Source organism: Pseudomonas sp. ICMP 3272, from assembly GCF_001466905.1.
Classification (GTDB): Bacteria; Pseudomonadota; Gammaproteobacteria; order Pseudomonadales; family Pseudomonadaceae; genus Aquipseudomonas; species Aquipseudomonas amygdali.
The window spans coordinates 1-21,188 of sequence record NZ_LKEK01000081.1 but is presented as its reverse complement, the minus strand read 5'-3'; the positions used below and the strand labels follow the sequence as shown (position 1 = coordinate 21,188).

The 21,188-nt window shown below is 58.7% G+C and carries 21 protein-coding genes and 1 pseudogene; 7 read left to right on the top strand and 15 right to left on the bottom strand.

Annotation, left to right across the window (positions count from 1 at the left end):
* Window positions 1–107: 107 nt before the first annotated feature.
* The 5 genes from AO068_RS22015 to AO068_RS21995 all read right to left on the bottom strand — a co-directional run bounded on the left by AO068_RS22015 (window position 108) and on the right by AO068_RS21995 (window position 5,238).
* The gene (locus AO068_RS22015; RefSeq protein ID WP_002555884.1) at window positions 108–1,448 is read right to left on the bottom strand and encodes a hemolysin family protein; all 1,341 of its coding nucleotides are present in this window, start codon (window positions 1,446–1,448) and stop codon (window positions 108–110) included.
* A gap of 98 nt (window positions 1,449–1,546) precedes the next feature.
* Window positions 1,547–2,869, bottom strand: a complete 1,323-nt coding sequence (gene phoR / locus AO068_RS22010; protein WP_058402174.1) for a phosphate regulon sensor histidine kinase PhoR — start codon at window positions 2,867–2,869, stop codon at window positions 1,547–1,549.
* A gap of 60 nt (window positions 2,870–2,929) precedes the next feature.
* Window positions 2,930–3,619: a phosphate regulon transcriptional regulator PhoB gene (gene phoB, locus AO068_RS22005; protein ID WP_002555882.1), complete on the bottom strand. Its 690-nt coding sequence runs from the start codon at window positions 3,617–3,619 to the stop codon at window positions 2,930–2,932.
* Between the two features lie 168 nt (window positions 3,620–3,787).
* A complete protein-coding gene (gene ubiA / locus AO068_RS22000) occupies window positions 3,788–4,678 on the bottom strand; it encodes a 4-hydroxybenzoate octaprenyltransferase (RefSeq protein WP_058409445.1) in 891 nt (296 codons plus the stop codon).
* Window positions 4,678–5,238, bottom strand: coding sequence for a chorismate--pyruvate lyase family protein (locus AO068_RS21995; protein ID WP_058409444.1), 561 nt, complete (start codon window positions 5,236–5,238; stop codon window positions 4,678–4,680). Before AO068_RS21995 ends, ubiA begins: the two co-directional genes overlap by 1 nt.
* 186 nt (window positions 5,239–5,424) lie before the next feature.
* Between AO068_RS21995 and AO068_RS21990 the strand changes: the two genes are divergently transcribed.
* The 5 genes from AO068_RS21990 to AO068_RS21970 all read left to right on the top strand — a co-directional run bounded on the left by AO068_RS21990 (window position 5,425) and on the right by AO068_RS21970 (window position 8,483).
* On the top strand, window positions 5,425–5,592 hold the full coding sequence (locus AO068_RS21990) for a rubredoxin (protein ID WP_002555879.1): 168 nt from the start codon (window positions 5,425–5,427) through the stop codon (window positions 5,590–5,592).
* A gap of 37 nt (window positions 5,593–5,629) precedes the next feature.
* Window positions 5,630–6,778 carry an NAD(P)/FAD-dependent oxidoreductase gene (locus tag AO068_RS21985; RefSeq protein ID WP_058402177.1) on the top strand — a complete coding sequence of 383 codons (1,149 nt, stop codon included), beginning with the start codon at window positions 5,630–5,632 and terminating at the stop codon, window positions 6,776–6,778.
* A gap of 190 nt (window positions 6,779–6,968) precedes the next feature.
* Window positions 6,969–7,244: an HU family DNA-binding protein gene (locus AO068_RS21980; RefSeq protein WP_002555877.1), complete on the top strand. Its 276-nt coding sequence runs from the start codon at window positions 6,969–6,971 to the stop codon at window positions 7,242–7,244.
* A 250-nt stretch (window positions 7,245–7,494) separates the two neighbouring features.
* Entirely contained in the window at window positions 7,495–7,938 is a 444-nt protein-coding gene (locus tag AO068_RS21975; RefSeq protein ID WP_005744874.1) for a hypothetical protein, read from the top strand.
* Window positions 7,939–8,105: 167 nt separating this feature from the next.
* Window positions 8,106–8,483 (top strand): SCP2 sterol-binding domain-containing protein, encoded by a 378-nt coding sequence (locus AO068_RS21970; RefSeq protein ID WP_058409443.1) that lies wholly within the window; start codon window positions 8,106–8,108, stop codon window positions 8,481–8,483.
* Here the strand turns inward: AO068_RS21970 and AO068_RS21965 are convergent, their stop codons facing one another.
* The 10 genes and pseudogenes from AO068_RS21965 to AO068_RS21920 form a co-directional block, all read right to left on the bottom strand.
* Window positions 8,484–10,445 carry a DUF7844 domain-containing protein gene (locus AO068_RS21965; RefSeq protein WP_058409442.1) on the bottom strand — a complete coding sequence of 654 codons (1,962 nt, stop codon included), beginning with the start codon at window positions 10,443–10,445 and terminating at the stop codon, window positions 8,484–8,486.
* Entirely contained in the window at window positions 10,442–10,762 is a 321-nt protein-coding gene (locus tag AO068_RS21960; RefSeq protein WP_002555873.1) for a DUF2388 domain-containing protein, read from the bottom strand. The genes AO068_RS21965 and AO068_RS21960 overlap by 4 nt, the downstream gene beginning before the upstream one ends.
* Window positions 10,763–10,800: 38 nt before the next feature.
* Window positions 10,801–11,105 (bottom strand): annotated as a pseudogene (locus tag AO068_RS21955) (DUF2388 domain-containing protein).
* 86 nt (window positions 11,106–11,191) lie between these two features.
* Entirely contained in the window at window positions 11,192–11,509 is a 318-nt protein-coding gene (locus AO068_RS21950; RefSeq protein WP_054097022.1) for a DUF2388 domain-containing protein, read from the bottom strand.
* Window positions 11,510–11,819: 310 nt separating this feature from the next.
* Entirely contained in the window at window positions 11,820–12,035 is a 216-nt protein-coding gene (locus tag AO068_RS21945; RefSeq protein ID WP_002555870.1) for a DUF1127 domain-containing protein, read from the bottom strand.
* A gap of 320 nt (window positions 12,036–12,355) precedes the next feature.
* Complete coding sequence (locus AO068_RS21940; RefSeq protein WP_058409441.1) at window positions 12,356–13,849, bottom strand: acetyl-CoA hydrolase/transferase family protein; 1,494 nt, start codon at window positions 13,847–13,849, stop codon at window positions 12,356–12,358.
* A 180-nt stretch (window positions 13,850–14,029) separates the two neighbouring features.
* Window positions 14,030–15,484 (bottom strand): NAD(P)(+) transhydrogenase (Re/Si-specific) subunit beta, encoded by a 1,455-nt coding sequence (locus tag AO068_RS21935; protein WP_058409440.1) that lies wholly within the window; start codon window positions 15,482–15,484, stop codon window positions 14,030–14,032.
* The gene (locus AO068_RS21930) at window positions 15,481–15,804 is read right to left on the bottom strand and encodes an NAD(P) transhydrogenase subunit alpha (protein ID WP_058409439.1); all 324 of its coding nucleotides are present in this window, start codon (window positions 15,802–15,804) and stop codon (window positions 15,481–15,483) included. Before AO068_RS21930 ends, AO068_RS21935 begins: the two co-directional genes overlap by 4 nt.
* 10 nt (window positions 15,805–15,814) lie before the next feature.
* Window positions 15,815–16,936 (bottom strand): Re/Si-specific NAD(P)(+) transhydrogenase subunit alpha, encoded by a 1,122-nt coding sequence (locus AO068_RS21925; RefSeq protein ID WP_058409438.1) that lies wholly within the window; start codon window positions 16,934–16,936, stop codon window positions 15,815–15,817.
* Window positions 16,937–17,356: 420 nt separating this feature from the next.
* Window positions 17,357–18,265 carry a LysR family transcriptional regulator gene (locus tag AO068_RS21920; RefSeq protein WP_058409437.1) on the bottom strand — a complete coding sequence of 303 codons (909 nt, stop codon included), beginning with the start codon at window positions 18,263–18,265 and terminating at the stop codon, window positions 17,357–17,359.
* A gap of 155 nt (window positions 18,266–18,420) precedes the next feature.
* On the opposite strand from AO068_RS21920, the gene AO068_RS21915 reads away from it, so the two are divergent.
* Window positions 18,421–19,602 (top strand): acyl-CoA dehydrogenase, encoded by a 1,182-nt coding sequence (locus AO068_RS21915; RefSeq protein WP_004659038.1) that lies wholly within the window; start codon window positions 18,421–18,423, stop codon window positions 19,600–19,602.
* 9 nt (window positions 19,603–19,611) lie between these two features.
* Window positions 19,612–20,835: a CaiB/BaiF CoA transferase family protein gene (locus tag AO068_RS21910; protein WP_177342394.1), complete on the top strand. Its 1,224-nt coding sequence runs from the start codon at window positions 19,612–19,614 to the stop codon at window positions 20,833–20,835.
* Window positions 20,836–21,188: the final 353 nt, after the last annotated feature.

Below are 21,188 nucleotides of genomic sequence, written 5' to 3'. Positions count from 1 at the left end.
TGTGACGCGGAGCGTCACCCACGGCATTCCCACGCTGGAGCGTGAGGAACGATAGGCGTTCGGGAGAGCACCTTGCGTCCGCTCTTGAACGGGTAGACCTGATCGGGTCAGTCCAGCTTCAGCACCTTGGCGAGTACGATTTTCGGGCCTTTCATCTTCTTGATGATGATGCGCAGGCCTTCGACTTCCATTTGCTCTTCTTCTTCCGGCACGCGCTTGAGTGTGTCGTAGATCAGACCGGCCAGTGTCTCGGCTTCGATGTGGTCCAGATCGATGCCCAGCAGACGCTCGATCTTGAACAAAGGCGTATCGCCCCGTACCAGCAGTTTGCCCGGCTGATACGCGAGAATGCCGCGCTCCACCTTGCGATGTTCGTCCTGGATGTCGCCCACCAGCACTTCAAGCACGTCCTCCATGGTCAGGTAGCCGACGATCTTGCCGTCGGCTTCCTCGACCACGGCGAAGTGCGCGCCGCCCTTGCGGAACTGCTCCAGCAGCTGCGAAAGCGGCATGTGTCGCGAAACACGCTCCAGCGGGCGAGTCAGTTCAGCCAGGTTGAACGACTCCGGGATATGGTCCAGTGCCGCCAGTTCCAGCAGCAGGTCCTTGATGTGCAGCAGGCCGACAAACTCGCCACGTTCAGCGTCATACAGCGGATAACGGCTGAATTTGTGGCGGCGGAACAAGGCGAGGATTTCCTTGAGCGGCGCGTTGAAGTCCAGCGACACCATGTCTTCGCGGGAGTTGGCCCAGTCGACCACTTCCAGCTCGCCCATTTCGACAGCAGACGCCAGCACGCGCATGCCCTGATCGCTGGGGTCCTGGCCACGGCTGGAGTGCAGAATCAGCTTCAGCTCATCGCGGCTGTAGCTGTGTTCGTGATGCGGACCGGGTTCACCCTGGCCTGCGATACGCAAAATGGCGTTGGCGCTGGCATTGAGCAGGTAGATGGCCGGGTACATCAACCAATAGAAGAAGTACAACGGGGCCGCTGTCCACAGCGACAGCAGTTCCGGTTTGCGGATCGCCCAGGATTTGGGGGCCAGCTCGCCGATGACAATGTGCAGATAGGAAATGATGAAGAACGCAGTGAAAAACGACACGCCCTTGATCAGCTCCGGAGTGTCGACGCCCAACGCTGCGAGCAACGGCTCCAGCAGATGCGCGAACGCAGGCTCGCCGACCCAGCCCAGGCCCAGGGAGGCGAGGGTGATACCCAGCTGGCAGGCTGAAAGGTAGGCATCCAGCTGGCCGTGTACCTTGCGCAGAATGTGCCCGCGCCAGCCGTTCTTGTCGGCAATGGCTTCAACCTTGGTCGAGCGCAGTTTGACCATGGCGAATTCTGCCGCAACGAAAAAGCCGTTGAGCAGGACCAGGAACAAAGCAAAAAGAATCATGCCGAAATCGGCGAAGAGTGAAGACAGGTTGAAACTAGGGGAAGGGTCCATGATGGGGTTTTGCAGGGTCCGTATTAACAGAAGAGGGTAATGTCACGCCAGAGAAGACGCTATGAGCCCGGCAATGTAGCGGCTCAAGGCGCGATTGCCTAGTAGTCTGAATCGTCGTTCAAGGGTTTGGACAATTGGCCGCTGGCAAAGTGACAGGTAAAAACACTGCCCTTGCCGAGAACACTGTTGATTTCAAGGTTGCCGCGATGGCGCAGCAGCACATGTTTGACAATGGCCAGACCAAGCCCTGTACCGCCGGTATTCGACGCGCGGCTGGTATCGACCCGGTAGAAACGTTCAGTCAGGCGCGGCAGGTGTTTGGTCTCGATGCCGATCCCCGAATCCTGCACGCTCAGGTGCGCGCCCCGCTCGTCGGCCCACCAGCGGATACGGATGACGCCTTCTGCCGGGGTGTACTTGACGGCATTGAAGATCAGGTTGGAAAACGCGCTGCGCAGTTCGCTTTCGCTGCCCTTGAGGCGCATATCGCTTTCCAGGCTCAGGTGGATCTGCTGGTTCTTGCTGCCCGATAACGCGTTGGCATCGGCGGTGATGGTCTTGAGCAAGGTATTGACCACCACCGGATGATTGTCCGATGGGTAATCGGTGGCTTCGAGCTTGGCCAGCAACAGCAGGTCGTTGAGCAGCGTCTGCATGCGCCCGCCTTGCTGATGCATCTGTTGCAGCGCTCGCACCCAGCGCGGATTGACCTCGTCCACGTTATCGAGCAGGGTTTCCAGATAACCGAAGATCACCGTCAGTGGCGTGCGCAACTCATGAGACACGTTGGCGACGAAGTCTTTGCGCATCTGCTCCAGCTGATGGATGCGCGTCACATCGCGCACCAGCATCAGGTGCTCATTGTTGCCGTAACGGGTAATCAACAACTGAATGCGCAAGCGATCATTGGTCGGTGAGGGAATCTCCAGCGGCTCGCTGTAGTCGCCCAGCGCAAAGTACTCCTTGAAGCGCGGATGCCGGACCAGATTGGTCACGGGCTGGCCACTGTCCTGCGGCGTCTTTAAACCCAGCAGGGTTTCAGCGGCACGGTTCCACCACTCCAGATTGCCGTCGCTGTCGAGCATGATCACGGCATCGCGCAGGGCGGCGGTAGATTCCTGTACCCGGTCGATGACTGCCTGGAGGCGTCCGCGGACACGCTGATCACGGCGTTGCAGGTGGTAGATGCTGTCGAACACTTCACCCCACAGACCATAACCGTCCGGAGGAGGCTCATCAGCCTTGTGACTGCTCAGCCAGTCATGCAGGCGCAGCAGTTGTTTGAGGGTCCAGGCCAGATACAGGCCCAGGCCGGTGGCCAGGCTCCAGCCATACTGTCCACTGATCAGGCCGACCAACAGGCAGGCGGTGACCAGCAACAACATGTGGCGTATCAGGGTGCCGTGCCAATTTTGATTCAATTAGGGGTAAATCCTTGTCTGGTCTGCACTGGCCATTGCCTTGCATCGACGCAGCGGTTGTCAGCTCTTGGTCGAGAAGCGATAGCCAGTGCCGCGCACGGTTTGTACCAGATTTTCATACGCATCGCCCAAGGCCTTGCGCAGGCGGCGGATGTGCACATCGACCGTGCGCTCTTCGACGTAGACGTTGCCGCCCCAGACCTGATCCAGCAACTGGCCGCGTGTGTAGGCGCGCTCCTGGTGGGTCATGAAGAACTGCAGCAGACGGTATTCGGTGGGGCCCATTTCGGCGGGTTTGCCGTCGATGGTGACACGGTGGCTGATCGGGTCGAGCAGCAGGCCGCCGACTTCGATGGGCGCTTCGCCGTCAGTCGGCCCGGCACGACGCAGCACGGCCTTGAGGCGTGCCACCAGCTCGCGGGGCGAGAAGGGCTTGGTGATGTAATCGTCAGCGCCGACTTCCAGGCCCTGAATCTTGTTGTCCTCTTCACCCTTGGCAGTGAGCATGATGATCGGGATGTCCCCGGTCAGTTCATCACGTTTGAGGCGACGGGCCAGTTCGATGCCGGATGTGCCAGGCAGCATCCAGTCGAGCAGAATCAGGTCAGGTTTGCGGTCGACGATAATCGCATGGGCCTGCTGAGAGTTTTCGGCTTCAATACAGTCGTATCCAGCCATTTCCAACGCAACGGCGATCATTTCACGAATAGGCGCTTCGTCGTCAACGATCAGGATGCTCCTGCCAGCCATGCTCGAACCTCTTGTCATTTAACTGTCTTGGGGCGCATTAGATAACGGAATTATTGCAGTCGTGTGACAGGTGTGGGTGAGGCTAGCACGCCGACAGGTTTCGGGTAGTCGGCGGACCTAGTGATCCTGGGTTTATTTCAGTAGGAAGGAGTCTGGCGGTGGCTGTTTTCAGCGCAACGCATAGTCGGCGACGATACCCACAAATATTGCCAGCCCTGCCCAGTGGTTGTGCAAAAAGGCCTTGAAGCAGGCGTCCCGCTCGCGCTGCCGGGTGCTCCAGAATTCCCAGGCAAAGCATCCTGCTGCCGCCAGCAGGCCTATGTAGAAGCACGCACCCAATTCAAAACGCGCACCGGCCAGCATCAGGCAACCGAGCGCCAGACCTTGCAGGGTCAGGATGATCACCCGGTCGGCATCGCCGAACAGTACGGCAGTGGATTTCACACCGATTTTCAGGTCATCGTCACGATCGACCATCGCGTAATAGGTGTCGTAGCCCACGGTCCATAGCAGGTTGGCGATGTACAGCAGCCAGGCCGCAGCTGGCAGGTCGCCGGTTTCTGCGGTAAATGCCATCGGCATACCCCACGAAAACGCGGCACCCAGCACCACCTGTGGGTAATAGGTGTAGCGCTTCATGAATGGATAGCAGGCAGCCAGGGCGAGACCGCCGAACGACAGCCAGATCGTCGTCGCATTGGTAAACAGCACCAGCACAAAGCTCAGGCCGACCAGCACCGCAAACAGCACCAGCGCTTCCCGTGAGCTGACTTTGCCGCTGACCAGAGGACGCTGCTCGGTGCGTTTGACGTGGCCATCCACCTTGCGGTCGGCGAAGTCATTGATCACGCAGCCTGCCGCGCGCATCAGAAATACGCCGACCACGAAGATGAACACTGTCTTCAGCGACGGCGAGCCCTTGCCCGCAATCCAGACCGCCCAAAGGGTTGGCCACAACAGCAGGTAAATGCCTATGGGCTTGTCGATACGTGTCAGCTGGATAAAGTCCCAGGCGCGGGGGCTCAGACGATTGAGGGATTTGAGAAGGGACAGGTACATCAGACAGGGTCCTTGTCATGGATCGTATTGCACAGAGCGGGCAGGAATACTTCGGCGACCAGCACGCTCAACGCACCACGACTGAATCGCGAGCGGCGTGCCCATAGTCCGCAAGCTGCAACAGCGTCAGGCAGCCAGGCTTCCGGGTAATGACACACTTCGAGGGTGCCGCGCGCGAACGCAGGGTCGCTGAACAGCAACTCACCCAGCGAGCGAGTGCCCAGCTCATCCATATTCAGGCCACCGTCCTGCAAAGCGCTGCGGGCGGCGACGCTGCGAGCGAATACCCAGTTGTTGTCATTACCGCGCAAGTACACCTCGCGCACCCAGCCTTCGCTGGCAAGTGGCAGGCCCAGCGCCAGACACTCATCACGGCGCAAAGCCTGCCAGCCTTCGAACTGCGGAAATACGCTGAAACCACCGTCAGACAAACGGTCCAGCCGGCGTGTGAGAGAGTCCTGATTGAACAACCAGTCGAGCATTATCGGTTCGGGCGCATCGATCAATTGCTCGCGCTTGAGCCAGATCGGGCTAATGAATGCGGGGGATTGCTGGGTCACGGTAAGCCAGTTCCGGCAGCCAACGAGGCCGCGAGCTTAGCATGATTGCAGGCCCCGACCGACCGCCGGTAGCGCGTGAGGTTATAGAATCGGACTTGCATCCGGGCGTGCCGATCAGTACAACGCCCGTTCAGACGGCAATCGACCGTCGTACGCTATTCAGCCTGATAAACGAGAGAACCGAACATGAAGAAGTGGCAGTGCATCGTCTGTGGCCTGATCTATAACGAAGCCGACGGCTGGCCGGATGACGGGATTGCGCCTGGTACGCTCTGGCAGGATGTGCCCGAAGACTGGCTGTGCCCGGATTGCGGTGTGGGCAAAATGGACTTCGAGATGATCGAAATCGGCTGATCACAGCCAGCAGAAAAGTAATGAATAGGGGAGAACAATGAGCGCACCTGTGGTCATCATCGGCACCGGCCTTGCGGGTTACAACCTCGCCCGAGAGTTTCGCAAACTGGACGCAGACACGCCGCTGCTATTGATCACGGCCGATGATGGCCGGTCCTATTCCAAACCGATGCTTTCCACCGGCTTTGGCAAAAACAAGGAAGCCGACGGGTTGAGCATGGCCGAGCCCGGTGCAATGGCCGATCAGCTCAAGGCTGAAATTCGCACGCATACGCGGATCAGCGGGATCGACCCTGGCCACAAGCGTCTGTGGATCGGTGAAGAAGCGGTTCACTACCGCGATCTGGTGCTGGCCTGGGGGGCTGAAACCATCCGCGTACCGGTGGAAGGTGACGCAGGCGATGCGATTTTCCCGATCAACGACCTTCAGGACTACGCCCGTTTTCGAGCGGCTGCGGCGGGGAAGCGTCGGGTTCTGATTCTGGGGGCCGGGCTTATTGGCTGCGAGTTTGCCAACGACCTGATTCTGGGTGGTTATGAAGTGGATCTGGTGGCGCCGTGCGAGCAGGTCATGCCAACCCTGTTGCCACCTGCCGCTGCGGCTGCGGTAAAGACCGGCCTTGAAAGCCTGGGTGCACGTTTCCACCTCGGCCCGGTGCTGACCCGCCTGAATCGCAGTGCTGAGGGCCTGCAAGCGCACTTGTCGGACGGGCAGGTGATTGACTGCGACCTGGTGGTTTCGGCCATTGGCCTGCGCCCACGCATCGATCTGGCCGCTGCCGCGGGCTTGCAGACGGGGCGCGGTATTCTGGTGGATCGCCAGCTGCAAACCTCCCACGCCAATATCCATGCGTTGGGCGACTGCGCTGAAGTCGATGGCCTCAACCTGCTCTACGTCATGCCGTTGATGAGTTGCGCTCGGGCGTTGGCCCAGACGCTGGCCGGAACACCAACTGCCGTAAAATATGGCCCCATGCCGATCACGGTAAAGACGCCAGCCTGCCCGCTGGTGGTTTCGCCACCACCGCGTGGTACTGATGGCCGCTGGAGTGTCGAGGGGCAGGGGGCTGATATCAAGGCGCTGTGTCATGACGCGGACGGTAATCTGCTCGGCTATGCGCTGACCGGTGCGGCTGTTATGGAAAAACTCGCACTGAACAAGGTTTTACCTGCGTTATTGGCATGATTTCGCGTCATTTTGTCGGATAGGCCACGTATTTTTGCCAATAAACCCCGCCTGCGCACTGGCGCGGGTCGGTTCGGCATGCCATCCTCGGTCTTGTCTGCCGCTACGTAGAGCCGTCGCGGCGCCTTGTTGCCGTTTTTTACAAAGCGGCGCGGGACATAAAAACAAAAAACCGTAAAAGAGGCTTCATATGCGTAAACCAGAAGTTGCAGCCGCCATTGCTGAAAAGGCGGATCTCACCAAAGAACAATCCAATCGTGTTCTCAATGCCATCCTTGAAGAAATTACTGGCGCACTGCACCGCAAGGACAGTGTCACGCTGGTAGGCTTCGGTACTTTTCTGCAACGCCATCGCGGTGCCCGGACTGGCAAGAACCCACAGACCGGGGAGCCGGTTAAAATCAAGGCAAGCAACACAGTTGCCTTCAAACCGGGGAAAGCCCTGAAAGACAGCGTCAACCCTTGACACCCTGTTGTGCGCCTCGGCGGGAGGCGGGCAACTCACAGGCGGGCATACCAATCAGACTGGGTGCCCGCTTTTTGTTTGTGTCGTTTGTACCGCCGATGATTTGTAGAAACGCTCAGTGAGAATTGTCCTACTCAATTTCGTATGAATGCCTTCTCAAACCCCGGCTTTGCCTGACTTTTTCTTATTGCTGATTCCCTTAGAGTCCCGCCCTTGCTGCACCCCTTCAATTACTCTTGGGAAATCTCGAATGAAAAAGCTATGGAAGTTTGCTGCTGTTGCAACGCTGATCGCCGCTACCAGCGGCTGCGTGAGCTACAACGTCAGCCAGCCAAGCGCACCGCTGGAAGGCACGGTCAAAACCGACCTCAAGGCGGACGTCAAGGTAGGCGGTACCATCAGCGGCGAGTCGTCCACCAATGTGTTGTTCAATTTCCTGAGTTTCGGCGGCGATAACGAGTTCGCCGATGGCGTGACCTACGGTGGTGCAAGTGGCGGTGGCGGCCTGGGTCTGGCGCTGCCTGATCCTGTCTCGACGACCAAAGCGGCAGCCGCCTTCAAGGCGGTTAAATCCTCCGGTGCCGATCTGATCGTCGCGCCGCGTTACGAAGTCAGCATCAAGGACTACTTCATCTTCAAGAAGGTCGATGTGAAGGTCACCGGCAGCAAAGGCAACATCAACAGCATTCGTTAATGCTGTCGTGATGCTGCTTCCCACGCGAAGCAGCATCCTCGCGTTCAACAAGTGTTTTGTTCCGATCTCCCTCGAAATTCATCTTGTCCTACAGGTTTTGGGCCGATAAACCGCTACACTGCCACGCCGATCCCGATCACCGGATTCAGTGCGTACAGAGGCCGAGCATGAAGTTTCGTTTTCTATTGTGGATGCTGGGCCTGCTGATGGCCCGCGCCAGCCGTAACAACCCCGCCTTCCAGCAGCAGTTGGCTGGCAAGGACCTGACATTCCAGTTACAGACCGCAGATGGCAAAATCGCACGTCACTTCGTGGTGCACGATCAGCGCATTCGCAGTGCCAGCGGTGTGGTTGCAGCGCCAGCCTTTGCCATCTCGTTTCGTGATGCCGCGTTTGGTTTTGCCACCCTGCAGGCGAAGAACAAGCAGCTGGCTTTCATGAAGGGTATTCAGGACAAGGACATTCAGATCAAGGGCAACCCGGCCCTGGTGATCTGGTTCCAGGGCCTGGTCAAATACCTCAAGCCGAAAAAGAAGGCCGCCTGATCACGGCAGTTGCAGCCCGCCTGCTGCCTTGTGCAGCGCCCGAAGGTGCTCGGACACCTGTTTGAGGTTGGCTTCGTTGGCGGCAATTTCCTTGGCGCGTTCAGGCTCCAGTAGGGCGCGCACTTCCTTGTCGAGATCGCCGGTCAGACGCTTGAGCTGCTTCTGGCGTTGACTGCTTTCTGCTTCAAGCCGCTGCCATTCTCCCGCCTGTGGCAAACCGTACCCGCTGCTGCCGAGCAGCTCGGCTGGCCGGCTGAGGAAGCCGCTGCTGGCGAGGATCTCCTGTAGCGTTTTGGTGGCATTGGAGACCTTGCCGTCTTTCACTTCGCGTGCACCGAGATAGCTCTGTTTCACTTCGTCCTGGGCCAGCAGCAGTTGCCTGCGCAGGCTGGCCTGCTCCAGCAGCAGAATCGCAGCACTGGTACGCAGATCGGCTTTGTCGAACCACTGACTGCGCTCACTGGCTGGCAGGGCCATCCATTCTTCCACGGTGTTCTGCTTGATCGGCAGGTGCTTCTTCAAAACCTCGAACATGGCCTGATAGCGGTCACGGTAGGAATCGAACCGATAGCCCAGTCGCAATGCTTCCTTCGGGTCATCCAGCACACTGGTATCGGCCAGCCCTCGGCCTTTGAGGACTTCAAGCAGGCCGTTGGGCAAAATGCTGTCCAGGCCGACAAGTTTGGGATTGTGCGTACCGGCGCGCAGCAACTTGAGGTTTTCAACGGCGCAGTTGTTCGAGAGGAAGTAGTAATTGCCGTCGTAGCTCCAGTGCATCTCGGCAGCGTGCTGAACCAGCCCTTCGATTTCCGGGCGCGACAGCTTGATTGGCACGGAGGCCAGGCTGCGCAGTTCGGTCTTGGTGTATTCATCGATGACCTGCGCCAGCGGCAAGACGAACAACCGTGACGGGTAGGCACCCATCAGGCCGTCCCAGCTCGATAGCTGTACATCGCCGACGAATGCCCGATAAGACAGGACCAGATGCTGGTCAAGGTCCAGGCGGCAGTCCGGCCCGCGAGGACGACCGGGTTTGCAGATCACAAGGCGCAACATGCTGTGGCCCCAGCGGCTCGCCCAGTTCTGATTCGCCTCGGCGAGCAGATAATCCACCGCGTAGACCCGCTCAGGGTCCAGCTTGCCCAGCGGCTCCCGGCCAAAGTCGCTACCGGCATTCAGATAAGGGTAGTACGTGGGGCACTCATCCCGTGCTGCGGGTGCCCAGCCAAAGCGCTCTTTGTAATACGCATACAGCGCCGGGCGACGGCAGGCGTAGGCCGGGTCGAGGAGGAAATACTCCATGTTCACGGCCACGAATTCCAGCGGGCTGGTGGTTTCGTAGATATCCGGGCTGCGGGCAACCTGGCCGTTATGTTCTTCGCGTTCGCCGCGACGTCCGACGTACTGCTGCCAGCCCGCCAGGTCCAGCAGGCGAGGGTCGTCACTGAGGGTAAAGCGTCGCTCGGTCTGACCTCGGCAATTGTCGGGCAGGCCGATCTTGCCCAGTGAGCTGTTGCGCGACCCGCAGCGGAAGATAGCCGAGCGCTCGGCAGGCGACCACAGGCGAGCGCGGTCGTATACGTGGGTCAGCTCATGCAGGACGGTGGCGAGCAACTCCTGGCGCACCGTTCCGTGTGGACGGCCTGTCTGGGCGGTGGCTGCCGAACCGTCGGTCAACGAGGCCAGCAAGTGGCTGTTGAGATATAACTGATAAGGGCCGGCTGCCTGACCGTAGGCGTTTTGCGGCATGTCACTGGACCAGCTTACTTCGACGGTTCGGTCCAGTGCTTCGACGAAGCTGGGCGGCAGCGCGTGCATGGCTTCGTCGAGCAGCGTCTGGCTGGCTTGTTGTTGCGGCGCATCGAGGCCGTCAGTGTGCAGTTCCAGCTTCAGGCTGGCAAAGGCATGCGTCCCGACCAGCGACAGCGCGCCAGCAAGCAGCCAGGCGCGAAATCGCCTCACAATGCGAGGATTGCTTCAGCCAGGGTCTGATCGCTTGCGCCGCGTGCTTCCGGTACGCGGGTGCGCAGCGTATCGAAGGCAGCATCCAGCTGGGCACCGTGGATGTCACCGCCGCTGGCAACGTAACTGGCGGCGTCGTCCTTGGCCTGGAGCACGACTTTGGAGTCGCGAATCGATGTGGTGGTGTCCGAGGTGAAATCAATGGTACGGCCAAACGCGCGAACGATGATGTTGCTCGTGGCCACAACGGTCTGAGCCTGAGCAAAGTCGGCCAGCAATAACAGGCCAAGGGAAGCAGCAATCAGCGGGGTACGCATGTAGTGACGTCTCCAGTTACGCAAAGAGGGGAAAGTGGCTATTGGACGAGGATTGCCTGCGCCAGTTCAAGGTCGCTGACACGAAGTTTTGCATCTGCCTGACGCAGGGCGTGCAGCGCGGCCTCAAGCCGGGCACAGCGTATCTCTCCGTCGCTGGCGATGAACGCAGCCGCGTCGTCTCGGGCAGCCACGATGAGCTTGTTATCAAAAGGTGCTGTTGTGACCTGACTGGTGACATAGCCGGTCTTGACCAGACCTTGCGTGGTCGTATCGAACGCTTGAACCTGCTGATACACATCAGGCTGGCAATGGGTGCGATAAACAGAAGGTGCAGTAAACGCATGACTTTCACGAACCGGCAAAACAGGTAGCAAGGCTAGCGCAATGCTCTGGCCAGAGCTACCCCGGCACGCGGCCGGGGCGCGACAGTCAGATGGCCAGAATGGCCTGGGCCAGTTGGCTGTCGGTCGCTTGCAATTCAGGCAGAACCTGACGGATGTGCTGCAGCGCGCCTTCGAGGCGGGCGCTACGGATGTCGCCAGAACTGGCCACGAAGCTGGCGGCATCGTCACGGGCGGCCAGAACGATCTTGTCGTCTTTCAGGGAAGAGGAAACGTTGGACGTGGCACGCGTCGATGCATTGACCGCATCCACCACTGCGTCAGTGGTCACGATAAAGCTGGAGGCGTTGGCACCTGCAGCAGCAGTCAACAGGAAGGCAGCGCCGAGGGTACGTAGCAGAGACATGATCGAGTTCCATTGTGGGCAAAAGGGCACAGGCTGCCTGCGAAGCCGAAGGGCCGAGGTAGAGCGCTAGACTATCCCACCGATAGCGCGCTTGTCATGGCAGTCGATGGTTGCAGCTTGCACAGTTTGCATTATTTGGTAACTGTACTTGCAGATTTTGAATTATTTGAAACTGTACTGTTGCTGGCAATCCGTTGAATCCCTGCCCGAAAACGACAAAACCCGTCTCGGTTGCCTGAGACGGGTCTTGTATGAAGCAATTCGGGTTGCTGGTGAGAGACTTGAAGGTCTGGGACCAGCGAGCGCTGATTTAGCGCCAGAACGGCTTGCTCAGCTCTTCGTAACGCTGGGATTCGCTGATACCGGCGTCAGCCAGCAGGCGTGCATCCAGACGAGCCAGTTGATGGCGGCTGGACAGACGACGCTGCCAGAGCATCAGGTTGGCGAATACGCGCAGAGGCAAAGAAGCTTTTGCAGTGGTAACGGTGCTTTCGCTGAACAGATCGGAACTGATTGTACGTTCCATGGTGTGACTTCCTTCCGCTTGTGGCGGGATAAGTGAGTTGCTTGACTGGTGCCCATTTTCCTCGCACGCGTCCAGCTTCGATAGACACAGTTCACTTGTATTGTGAGGGTTCAGTTAACTGTGATCGGGCACTGTTTTGTTCATAAATGGGGCAACTGTACCGGTCAGCACCATATGAGTGCATTTTGTGATCGATTATGGTGATTTTGGCGATTTGAGGCAGTTTTATGACCGGTACAGCAGTACAGTTTTTAAAGAAGACGTTGAGTGCGAGCAGGAAGTGAGTCGGGAAAGGTCTCGTTCACTTCCAACTGTCCTGTTCAGCCCGGCAGCATGCGCCCGGTTTCTTCCAGGTTGATGTGCCAACTCAGTGCTTCACGCAGGATGTGCGGGGTATGGCCGCCCAGCACGCAAGCAGCACTGAAATAGGCGTTCAGCGCGTCGCGGTAATCCGGGTGTACGCAGTTGTCGATGATGACCCGCGCGCGTTCGCGCGGGGCCAGGCCGCGCAGATCTGCCAGGCCCTGCTCGGTGACCAGAATGTCGACGTCATGCTCGGTGTGGTCGACATGACTGACCATCGGCACAACGCTGGAAATCGCGCCGGCCTTGGCAATCGATTTGGTGACGAATATCGCCAGGTGCGCATTGCGCGAGAAATCCCCCGAGCCGCCAATGCCGTTCATCATGCGCGTCCCGCACACGTGGGTAGAGTTCACGTTGCCATACAGGTCGAATTCCAGCGCAGTGTTGATGCCGATGATGCCCAGGCGGCGGATCACCTCGGGGTGATTGGAGATCTCCTGGGGTCGCAATACCAGCCTGGACTTGTAGCGGTTGAAGTCGGCAAAGACTTCCGCGTGTTTGGCCGCCGACAACGTCATGGAGCTGCCTGAAGCAAAGGTCAGTTTGCCCGCGTCGAACAGGTCGAATGTCGAGTCCTGCAGCACCTCGGAGTACATGGTCAGGTCAGTGAAGGGGGATGCCAGCAGGCCGTGCATCACGGCGTTGGCGATGTTGCCGATACCCGCTTGCAGTGGCATCAGCTTGTCGGTAAGCCGGTCTTCGCGCACTTCCTTCTTGAAGAACTCCACCAGATGGTTGGCGATGGCCTGCGTATCCGCGTCAGGTGGGGTGACGGTGGACGGTGAATCTGGTTGATTGCTGATGACAATGCCGACGATCTTCGCCGGGTCGATCTTCACTGCATGGCTACCGATGCGAGAGTCTGCTTCCAGCACCGGAATCGGCAGGCGCGTCGGCCGGTAGCTGGGTATATAGATGTCGTGCAGGCCTTCCAGCTCCAGCGGCTGCGACAGGTTGATTTCCACGATGACCTGCTTGGCCAGAATCGCGAAGCTGGCCGAGTTGCCGACGGAGGTACTGAGCACCAGATGGCCTTCCTCGGTGATCGCAACACATTCGATCACCGCCAGGTCCACCGCCTTGATCTGCCGGTTGCGCAGCATCTCGACGGTATCGGACAAGTGCTGATCGATGAACATCACCGTGCCGTTGTTGATCGCCTTGCGCAGTGTGCTGTCGACCTGAAAGGGCATGCGCCGGGACAGCACGCCGGACTCGGTCAATTGCTTGTCCAAGTCATTGCCCAGGCTGGCACCGGTCATCAGGCTGATTTTCAGCGGTGTCACTTTGGCGCGCTCGGCCAGCGCATGGGGCACGGCCTTGGCTTCGCCTGCGCGGGTGAAGCCACTCATGCCGACGGTCATGCCGTCTTCAATCAAGGCGGCAGCGTCGGCTGCGCTCATAACCTTGCTCATCAGGGAGGGCAGGCGGATACGGTCACGGTACATGAATTCTGTCTCGTAGATAGAAGCGAGCGACAAGTCTAGAGCGTTGAACGGGGTTCGTCCTGCTACCAAGGTCGCATTTGAGGGCTCTAATTGGCGGCTTTCAGCGCAAAACACTGTTACGCGAAATGTAAAAAGCCCCGGTCGCCAAGCGAGCCGGGGCTTTAATGAGGCAGGGTCAGGCTAGGCGTTTTCGACGGCCTTCACCATGTCCTCGATCACCTTTTTGGCATCTCCGAACACCATCATGGTTTTATCCAGATAGAACAGCTCGTTATCCAGACCTGCGTAACCGCTGGCCATCGAGCGTTTGTTGACGATGATGGTCTTGGCCTTGAATGCCTCCAGAATCGGCATCCCGGCAATGGGCGATTTCGGATCGTTCTTGGCGGCCGGGTTGACCACGTCGTTGGCACCGAGCACCAGCACCACATCGGCCTGGCCGAACTCGGAGTTGATGTCGTCCATCTCGAACACCTGATCGTAAGGCACTTCGGCTTCGGCCAGCAGTACGTTCATGTGCCCCGGCATGCGCCCGGCCACCGGGTGAATCGCATACTTCACCGTGACGCCACGGTGCACCAGCTTCTCCGTCAGTTCCTTGAGTGCATGCTGCGCGCGCGCGACTGCCAGCCCGTAACCCGGCACGATGATCACGGTGTCGGCATTGGTCAGCAGGAACGTGGCATCGTCTGCCGAGCCGGATTTCACCGGGCGGGCTTCCTTGCTGCCAGCCGGTCCTGCCGAATCCGTTGCGCCGCCGAAGCCACCGCCAATTACATTGAAGAACGAGCGGTTCATCGCCTTGCACATGATGTAAGACAGAATCGCGCCCGAGGAGCCGACCAGCGATCCCGCGATAATCAGCATCGAGTTGTTCAGCGAAAAGCCGATGCCGGCCGCTGCCCAGCCTGAATAGCTGTTGAGCATCGAGACCACTACAGGCATGTCGGCACCGCCAATCGGGATGATCAGCAGCACACCGATCACGAACGCCAGCGCGAGCATGATCGCAAAGGCAGTAAGGCTGCCGGTGAACATGAAGGTCAGACCAAAGAACAGTGTGGCCAGACCGAGCGCCAGGTTGAGTTTGTGCTGCCCGGCAAACTGTACCGGTGCGCCTTGAAACAGACGGAATTTGTATTTGCCCGACAGTTTGCCAAAAGCGATTACCGAACCGGAAAAGGTGATCGCGCCGATGGCCGCTCCGAGGAACAGCTCCAGACGATTGCCCGCGGGAATGGCATCGCCGAGATGACCAACGATGCCCAGTGACTGAGGCTCGACTACAGCGGCGATGGCGATGAATACCGCTGCCAGGCCGATCATGCTGTGCATGAATGCGACCAGCTCAGGCATTTTGGTCATTTCGACGCGCTTGGCCATGATCGAGCCAGCGGTCCCGCCCACCAACAGGCCGACCACAATGTAGCCAATGCCGGCACTGGTACCTTCAGCGGTAGACAGTGCAGCCAGTTTGAACACCAGCCCGATTGTGGTGATGACCGCCAGACCCATGCCAAGCATGCCGAACAGATTGCCGCGGCGTGAGGTGGTGGGGTGTGACAAGCCTTTGAGTGCCTGGATAAAGCAGATCGACGCGATCAGATACAGCAGAGTGACCAGATTCATGCTCATGACTTCGGCGCCTCATCCTTTGCCTTGGGGGCCTTTTTCCTGAACATCTCCAGCATCCGCCGAGTGACCAGAAAGCCGCCAAACACATTCACTGCGGCCAGCGCGACAGCCAGCGTGCCCATGGTTTTGCCCAGCGGCGTCACCGTCAGGGCGGCGGCGAGCATCGCACCAACGATGATAATGGCGGAGATAGCGTTGGTAACGGCCATGAGCGGCGTGTGCAGCGCGGGCGTGACGTTCCAGACCACGTGGTAGCCGACATAGATTGCCAGTACGAAAATGATCAGGTTGTAGACGCCGGGGGAAATCAGCTCTTCCATTGGTGTGTCCTCAGCCGTTCTTGCGCACGACTTGCCCGTCGCGGCACATCAGGCATGCGGCGACGATGTCGTCTTCGAGGTTGATCGAGAATGTGCCGTCCTTGTCGAACAGCAGCTTCATGAAGTCCAGCAGGTTGCGGGCATAGAGTGCAGAAGCATCGGCTGCGACCAGCGCTGGCAGGTTGGTGTGGCCGACGATGGTCACACCGTGCTCGACGACGACTTGATCGGCCACAGTCAGTGGGCAATTGCCACCTTGTGCGGCGGCCAGGTCGATGACCACCGAGCCGGGCTTCATCTGCGCCACGGTTTCGGCGCTGAGCAGCACCGGTGCCTTGCGGCCGGGGATCAGGGCGGTAGTAATAACGATGTCCGCCAGCCTGGCCCGCTCGTGAACGGCTGCGGCCTGGCGTTGCATCCAACTGGCAGGCATCGGGCGGGCGTAACCGCCAACGCCTTCGGCGCATTCACGCTCTTCTTCGGTCTCGTAGGGCACATCAATGAACTTGGCACCCAGCGACTCGATCTGCTCCTTCACTGCCGGACGCACATCCGAGGCCTCAACCACGGCACCCAGCCGTTTGGCGGTGGCGATGGCCTGCAGACCCGCGACGCCTGCGCCCAGGATCAGCACCCGTGCGGCTTTTACGGTGCCGGCGGCGGTCATCAGCATGGGCATGAAGCGCGGGTAGTGATGTGCGGCAAGCAGCACGGCCTTATAGCCTGCGATATTGGCCTGCGAAGACAGCACATCAAGGCTCTGCGCGCGTGAAGTGCGCGGCGCGGCTTCCAGGGCGAACGCGGTGACGCCCTGTGCGGCCATCTTGCCGATCAGTTCATTGTTGAAGGGGTTGAGCATGCCGATGACCACCGAGCCGCTCTTGATCAGGCTCAGCTCATTGTCGTCGGGAGCTACAACCTTGAGGATCAACTCGCCCGCAAACGCTTCGTTTGCGCTCCCAATCACAGCGCCTGCAGCTTCGTAAGCGCTGTCCGGAACGCTGGCCTGAATGCCTGCGCCGCTCTGCACGGTAATCCTGTGCCCTTGGCTGATCAGCTTTTTGATGGTTTCCGGGGTAGCAGCTACCCGGGTTTCGCCCGCTTGCGTTTCGAGAGGAACACCAATGTGCACGACAAATCTCCTGCGCGATTTTTTATCGTTCGTGTTTAGGCCAGTGCACTACGGCTGGTGCATCTGGCATGGCCAGGCAGCACGCCCCTTTCCAGCAGGGGCGGGGCATTTTGCAGGTGAAGTTTGCGGGCTTCAATATATTCTGTAACGAAACTATAGATGAACTACAAGTCACACTGTGACCTATTGTCGCAGCAATTGAATGCAGGCCATTGCCTGTATGGGTTTTGGCGCTATTCCGCACAAAAAATGGTGATTAATATTTTTTGCTCGAAAATCTCGCATTTTTGCCAAATAAGGCAAAAGACCCTGTAATTATTAGGCGTTAAGTCGTTTTTTGCGCTGAGCGAAAAGTTGTTGCGAGGCGACATAAGCTTATATCTGTAGGTGTCGATTACCACTTACTACCTGAAGTGCTGCTCAGGCCTGGTCCTGAGGGAGCTGGTAATTCCGGGCCTGAGCGACCAGCCAGTCGCGAAATGCGCTGAGTGACGCCGACTCCACTTTGCGCTCGGGAATCATCAGGTGGTAGGCCTTACTGCTAGGCAGCGAACAGGCGTTGGCGATCACCAGGCGCTTTTCATGCAGTTCGTGCTGAATAAGGAAGGGCGGGATCAGTGCCACACCCATGTCGTGCATGGCCGCCTGCGCGAGCATCGAAAACAGCTCATAGCGAGGGCCGGTCATGTCGCGGGCCACATCCATGCCCTGCGCGTTGAACCATTGCCGCCAGGCATAGGGGCGCGTGGTTTGTTGAAGCAGTGGCAGCTCGGCGAGCTCGCTTGCTTGCAGACGGTCTCGCCCGTTCAGGAAAGAGGGGCTGCAGACCGGCATGGAGTTTTCACCCATCAGCCGATGCGAGTGGGTGCCGGACCAGTCGGCGTCGCCGAAATAGATAGCAGCATCGAAGTCGGTGTCAGCAAACAGGAAGGGGCGCGTGCGGTTGGTCAGGTGAACCGTGACATCGGGGTGCTTGTGCTGGAAGTCCTTCAGGCGCGGCAACAGCCATTGAGTGCCGAACGTCGGCACCACGGCGAGTTCGATGGCGTTGGCGCCTTGTTGGCCCATGACCGACAGGGTGTCGCGCTCGACTGCGTCCAGTTGTTGGGCCACGCGACGACTATAGGAAAGCCCGGCTTCCGTGAGCTTCACCCCCCTTCGAGAGCGCCGGAACAGCTCAACGCCGAGAAACTCCTCAAGCCCGCCAATCTGTCGGCACACCGCGCCTTGTGTCAGGGACAGTTCATGAGCGGCCTTGGTAAAGCTTTCGTGTCGGGCGGCAGCTTCGAAACTTACCAGTGCAGTGGTGCTGGGTATTTTGCGTCTCATATCCTTTCTTCTCACTGGTCTTTTTGTTATGCGGGCCTGAAGCGGCTCTTGGAGTGAGAAATTAGCACAACAGGTTGATAAAACCTCGTTTGTCGCCGGGGGACGCCAGGACTAGGATCATTACAGGATTTTTCAGCTGAACGTGAGGAACAGGCATGAGCGGTAAAGCAAGTTTTAACTGGATCGACCCATTGCTGCTGGATCAACAGCTCACTGAAGAAGAGCGCATGGTTCGCGACACTGCCGAGCAGTTCGCCCAGAGCAAGCTGGCCCCGCGCGTGCTGGAAGCGTTCCGTCACGAGAAAACCGACCCGGCCATCTTTCGCGAGATGGGCGAAGTGGGGTTGCTGGGCGCAACGATTCCGGAAGCGTTTGGCGGCAGCGGCCTGAATTACGTCTGTTATGGGCTGATCGCCCGTGAAGTCGAGCGTATCGATTCAGGCTATCGATCAATGATGAGTGTGCAGTCCTCACTGGTCATGGTGCCAATCAATGAATTCGGTACGCAGGCCCAGAAAGAGAAATACCTGCCCAAGCTCGCCTCGGGTGAATGGATTGGCTGCTTTGGCCTGACCGAGCCCAACCATGGTTCAGACCCAGGGGCGATGATTACTCGTGCCCGAAGTGTCGAGGGTGGTTATCGCTTGAGCGGTAGCAAGATGTGGATCACCAACAGCCCGATCGCGGATGTGTTTGTGGTGTGGGCCAAGGACGATGCCGGCGATATCCGCGGCTTCGTTCTCGAAAAAGGCTGGGCAGGTCTGAGCGCCCCGGCTATTCATGGCAAGGTCGGTTTGCGTGCGTCGATCACTGGCGAGATCGTCATGGATAACGTGTTCGTGCCTGAAGAAAACATCTTCCCGGACGTACGCGGCCTGAAAGGTCCGTTCACCTGTCTCAATTCTGCGCGCTACGGTATCTCTTGGGGCGCGCTGGGTGCGGCGGAGTTCTGCTGGCACACCGCGCGGCAATACACCCTCGACCGGCAACAATTTGGGCGTCCGCTGGCGGCCAATCAGCTGATCCAGAAAAAGCTGGCGGACATGCAGACTGAAATCACTCTGGCGCTGCAAGGCTGCCTGCGTTTGGGGCGCATGAAAGACGAAGGTACGGCTGCCGTAGAGATTACCTCGATCATGAAGCGCAATTCCTGCGGCAAGTCGCTGGATATCGCGCGCATGGCTCGCGACATGCTGGGCGGTAACGGTATCTCGGACGAGTTCGGCATCGCCAGGCACCTGGTCAATCTGGAAGTGGTGAATACCTACGAAGGTACGCACGATGTGCATGCGTTGATTCTCGGGCGTGCGCAGACCGGCATTCAGGCCTTCTATTAAGGAGGGCTGATCATGGGGGCGCTTTCACATATCCGGGTGCTCGACTTGTCGAGGGTCCTGGCCGGGCCTTGGGCCGGGCAGATCCTCGCTGACCTGGGGGCTGACGTCATCAAGGTCGAGCGACCAGGATGTGGCGATGACACTCGTTCGTGGGGGCCGCCGTTTCTTCAGGATGCGGTCGGTCAGAACACCACCGAGGCGGCTTACTACCTGTCGGCCAATCGCAACAAGCAGTCAATCACCATCGACTTCACGCGGCCGGAAGGGCAGAAGCTGGTACGAGAGCTGGCGGCGAAGTCGGATATTGTCATCGAGAACTTCAAGGTCGGTGGGTTGGCGTCTTATGGGCTGGATTACGAATCGCTCAAGGCTGTTAATCCTCGCCTGATCTATTGCTCCATTACCGGTTTCGGTCAGAGCGGGCCGTATGCGACGCGCCCGGGTTACGATTTCATGATCCAGGCACTTGGCGGCCTGATGAGCCTTACCGGTCTGCCGGAGGGTGAGGAGGGCGCGGGCCCGGTGAAGGTTGGTGTTGCGCTGACCGACATTCTTACAGGTCTGTATTCGACAACGGCCATTCTCGCCGCCCTGGCTCATCGCGATCAAAGCAATACAGGGCAATACATTGATATGGCGCTGCTCGACGTGCAGGTGGCATGTCTGGCCAATCAGGCCATGAACTACCTGACCACGGGCGTGGCGCCCAGGCGCTTGGGTAATGCTCATCCCAATATAGTGCCGTATCAGGCTTTTCCTACAGCAGATGGCGACCTGATCCTTACTGTGGGGAATGACAGCCAGTTCAGAAGGTTTGCCGAAGTGGCGGGGCAGCCACAGTGGGCTGATGATTCGCGCTTCCTGACCAACAAACTGCGCGTGGCTCATCGCGCTGAGCTGATTCCGCTGATTCGTCAGGCTACGGTGTTCAAGACCACTGCTCAGTGGGTTGACGAGCTTGAGGCGGCTGGCGTGCCGTGCGGCCCGGTCAATGACCTTGCTCAAGTGTTTGCGGATCCACAGGTTATAGCGCGCGGGCTCGCTATAGAGATGCCGCACGCGCTGGGCGGGCGCGTTCCGCAGGTCGCCAGCCCGATAAGGCTATCGGAAACGCCAGTCGAATATCGAAGGGCGCCTCCTTTGTTGGGCGAGCACACGGCGCAAGTCCTTCAAGAGCTATTGGGGCTTGAGGGTGAGGCGGTTGCCTTGCTGCGCAAGTCAGGGGTCGTGTAGCTATATAGAAGAAAGCGTTTGTGAAGGGCTTTTCTATATAGCTACAGGACCTTAACGGTTAATTTCGGTGTTTTTGAAATTAACGGTTGACGCCCTCTGTGATCTGTCTATAATTCGCCCCACTTCCGGCGCAGACGGAAACGAAAAAGCCTTGTAGATCAATAGTTTACAAGGGTTTGGAGTGAGGAGTCAGCGAGGAAGGAGGTCGAGTCAGCAGTGATCGACAGCGGTGAGAAAAAAGAGTTTGACACGCGGTTGTAACGCTGTAGAATTCGCCTCCCGCTGATGAGCAACTGCAGAGTTGATCGAAGCGCAAGTGGTTGAAGTTGCAAAGGAAACTTTGAAAACTTCTT